The sequence below is a fragment of the Massilia phosphatilytica genome, from assembly GCF_977014125.1.
Genome location: NZ_CDRNIL010000083.1, coordinates 1 through 3,745, shown reverse-complemented (window position 1 = coordinate 3,745; position 3,745 = coordinate 1). Strand labels below are relative to the sequence as shown.

4 protein-coding genes and 1 pseudogene are annotated in these 3,745 nt (G+C 53.5%); 2 read left to right on the top strand and 3 right to left on the bottom strand.

Translation table 11 applies throughout. The features are described from left to right. Positions 1-58 precede the first annotated feature (58 nt). On the top strand, positions 59-400 hold the full coding sequence (locus ACWNCF_RS02940) for a hypothetical protein (protein WP_449405951.1): 342 nt from the start codon (positions 59-61) through the stop codon (positions 398-400). Positions 401-604: 204 nt separating this feature from the next. Then, positions 605-1,939: a nucleoside hydrolase-like domain-containing protein gene (locus ACWNCF_RS02935; protein WP_449405953.1), complete on the top strand. Its 1,335-nt coding sequence runs from the start codon at positions 605-607 to the stop codon at positions 1,937-1,939. Between the two features lie 106 nt (positions 1,940-2,045). Here ACWNCF_RS02935 and ACWNCF_RS02930 read toward each other — a convergent pair whose 3' ends face one another. The 3 genes and pseudogenes from ACWNCF_RS02930 to ACWNCF_RS02920 all read right to left on the bottom strand — a co-directional run. Then, entirely contained in the window at positions 2,046-2,297 is a 252-nt protein-coding gene (locus ACWNCF_RS02930) for a PAAR domain-containing protein (RefSeq protein ID WP_449405952.1), read from the bottom strand. 89 nt (positions 2,298-2,386) lie between these two features. Then, a complete protein-coding gene (locus ACWNCF_RS02925; RefSeq protein WP_449405950.1) occupies positions 2,387-3,124 on the bottom strand; it encodes a putative type VI secretion system effector in 738 nt (245 codons plus the stop codon). Next, positions 3,121-3,745, bottom strand: a pseudogene (locus ACWNCF_RS02920) (T6SS effector BTH_I2691 family protein); the annotation flags it as partial. The gene ACWNCF_RS02925 and the pseudogene ACWNCF_RS02920, both read right to left, overlap by 4 nt.

Here is a 3,745-nt window from a genome sequence, read left to right as displayed (position 1 = left end):
TGCCCTATTTACTCGTTCAGTTACGTATTGCTAAGGTTAAAACGGAGGAGTTAGTTGGATGATCCAGCACCTAAGGTTAAAACGGAGGAGTTATCGTTCGGATGATCCAGCACCTGAGCGGCGCCTCGCGAAAGACCCCATCGAACCCGTTTGGCGCGATGACTTGTTGGGGGGGGTTATGACGCTGACCGGACGTTGGGAAGATGGCTCCCCGATGCTCGCCGTACCGTACTACGCACGGATGAATCGCGTCACCGCTCCAGTGAAGTTTGCGCCCAATGGACCGGTTGTCGACTACGCACCGGGGACCACGTCAGGATTCGACATTGTCGCCGCTTCTCCGAAGTCATCCGACGACGCCAGCCACAAAGTCGTCTCACGAGTGTGGATAAAAAGCTGATAGGAATGACCTGTGGTCCATGCCGACGTCCGCTGACAAACATCGTGTCTGCTCAGGAAAACACCATGAAATCGCTTGCTATCGTTGCGTCGTCGCTCGTCATCCTTGCCTGTAGCCCTTCCGTCTCGGCACATGCCGCGCTCCCTCAACCGCAGGCGGCGCTCAAGAGCGAATCCAGGCAGCGGCTGGTTGTACTAAACGGATATCGGCGGCGAACCCGACGACAGCGAATCGCTCGTCCGGCTCATGCTTTATTCCAATCAGATCGATATCGAAGGGTTGATCGCCACGACATCGGTCTGGATGAAGCACGAATCTCATCCCGAGGCGATCAGCACGATGATCGAAGCTTACGGCAAAGTCCGGACGAATCTGTTGCTTCACGAAGCCGGCTTTCCCAAACCGGAAACCCTGCTGAAAAAGCTCGCGACAGGACAACGCGATTATGGTGTGGATGGCATCGGCCGGGGTAAGGACTCGGACGGTTCGCGCCTGATCGTCCGGGCGCTCGAATCGAACGATCCACGCCCTTTGTGGGTCGCCGCTTGGGGTGGGATCAACACACTGGCGCAAGCCATGCACACGATCAAGGAAACGAGGAGTCCGGACGAGGTCAGGAAATTCGCGGCGAAGCTCCGTGTCTATGCGATTTCCGATCAGGACGACGCCGGCGCCTGGCTCCGCAAGAACTTCCCCGACATTTTCTATATCGTCAGCCCTGGCGGCTATGGCAACGCGACCTGGACCGCGATCAATTCGGTTGTCGATGGAATTGATAATTCGACGATTGGCAACAGATGGCTCGCGCAACATATCCAGCAAGGCCACGGCCCGCTTGGCGCCGCATATCCGGACGTCGGCTGGGGAATGGAAGGCGATACGCCTTCGTTTCTTGGCCTGGTTCCCAATGGATTGAACGTGCCGGATCGGCCGGACTTCGGGGGATGGGGCGGCCGCTACGAACTTTACACGCCTTCGGTGTCCGGTCTTGGCGATCATGTCGAGGGAGGCGTCCCCATTGAAGCCGAAACCCGGTCCATCTGGAGCAATGCGACTGATTCCTATACGCCTTACGGCGCAAGTGATTATGGACGTGCGCACAAACCAGGCACCAAGGTCTACATGGACTTTCGAACCACCCTGTGGCGGTGGCGCGCTGAGTTCCAGAACGACTTCGCCGCGCGGATGGATTGGAGCGTAAAGCCATATGCGGCGGCCAATCATCCGCCCGTACCAAGGCTCGCCATGCCTGACCAGATATCGGTGCATTCGGGCGAAATTTTCAGCCTGAGCGCAGCCGGCACCACAGATCCCGACGGCGATAGTTTGTCTTACCTTTGGTTCCATTACCCGGAAGCCGGTACCTGGAAGAGCGTAATTCCGCCCGAAGGCGCGGAAAATGTATTCCATGTGGCGTTCCGTGCGCCGGTGGTCGCAAAACCGGAAACCGCGCACTTCATCCTGAAAGTGACGGATAAGGGATCGCCCCCGCTGACGCGATACAAGCGGGTCATCGTTACCATCGCTCCCGCTTCTTAAGTCGCCTTGTTCAGATTACCCTTGAAACGGACGTGTCCACTATTGACAGTACATCTCAGTACGCCGATCGCCATGATGAAAGCGCCACAAGTGGTCCGTATCGCCACTACACCAAGCTTGAAATCAGGTGGCAACCGCAGGTGGTACGATGCCCGTGTCGAGCAACCGGAGAGTTTTCGTCAGTCATCGATTCGTCGCCTTCCTCGATTACGTTTGGCTTTACGCCAGGGTGTGTCGGGCACGATACCTCATCGCCCTTGCGCGCTACAAAACGGTTGTCGAAACGCATCGTTGACGAGGCAGTAATGACTTTGCCTCCGTGATCAGTGCTATCGCCAAGCCGTATGAGATTCATAATGATCGTACTGTTCTTGTGCAGAGTAAATTGTTGATAAAACTTCGAACGCGTTGGCGTGGGTTGACTATGCGCTCCGGTCAAGTGCATGGTTATTTGTAGCGGAAATACAGGTTGCCAAATTCGAGAAGTTTGTTTTCTCGGCGATTCTCTCTTGATGTTTTACGAAGATCGATGTTTTTTACATCTGGCCAGCCAAAAGTTTTGAAAATGGCCTCTGCGATCCGGACAAATCCCATGAGCTTTTGGGAAACTCTAAACGCTATCACTGCAGATATCGCGCTACAAGAAGCGAACCCTATAGGTAAAAATAACTGCATATCTGCCTCAAGAAACATTTCTAATCCATTCTGCATTAAAAACATTAGTATTACAATCAAATACGCAAGAATAGAGCACCACATCCAGGCCTTTACTGATTTACGGTAATGCACCATTCGCCCGGATGTCGCATGTGGATACACCGCGAGTAGATCATCACTGTCGCGTTTGATGGCGTAAGCTATATATTGATCGTTTCCCATCGGCTCCGCGACAACCGCAACGGTGTCCCCGTTACGCATGGGCATCATCCAAAGCCAACCTTTCACTTGTTTACCATTGAGATCGAACTCGACCCAGTCAGCTTCTTCATCCGCATTGCTGGCCATGCCGAGCAGGCCAATGCCAGTCGCGCCCATGCTCATGGCCGAGGCCGCTATTACGGTGATGCCGATTTGTTGATGCTGAACTTCGGTCAACACAAAGTCGTGGCTGCGTCGCGATTGTTTGAGCCCTGAGATCGCTCCTCGCAATAACACCGTCGAATTGTCTGGTTCTTGGTTTTTCATGAGAGCTTGGTCATCGCATCCACAAAATCCTTTCCCTGCTGGGAATGGTCCGTATATCGTGCAACACTATGATCTGTGATACGCAATATCGTTTCTTGCCCAGTACCAAAAGCACATCGGGAACACCAGCTTTCTAACTCGTTTGGCGTGATCTGGTCCACCATCGTCTGAAGTATAAGCAATCCCATCGTTACCTCCCAGCCGGTTAACATGGTGACAGCCCGCAGCGCTGCCCAGGCGACCACTCGTGTGGTAACCGTTTCTACGGCTTCGATGACGACAATTGTCCCGTACCGCATTGCCAACTTTTTAAGCAAAGGTGCTGTAGTACTCATCGTGTCAATCAACGTTGCCGTGCCCGCTGCCACACCTATAAAAGCTTTTCCGGTATAAATTCCTAACACATCAAATTGTTGTTTTTGGTAAGCATCAGAGGCCTTCTCCTCGTCAATCCAAGCAGAGATGAATGTACCGAAACTGCTCAACCCACTACCTACCATTTTCCAACTCTGCGAACGGATGGAATCTTTCAGTGCTCCGTAATATGGCATCATCGTGATCGTGATCAGCGACGACAGCATTGACGCGCCTGACTGCATCAACTTGATCTGGTAATCCCCC

Coding starts and splice junctions, on each gene's coding strand:
- ACWNCF_RS02940 (WP_449405951.1), top strand. CDS start 59: ATGATCCAGCACCTAAGGTTAAAACGGAGGAGTTATCGTTCGGATGAT.
- ACWNCF_RS02925 (WP_449405950.1), bottom strand. CDS start 3,124: ATGAAAAACCAAGAACCAGACAATTCGACGGTGTTATTGCGAGGAGCG.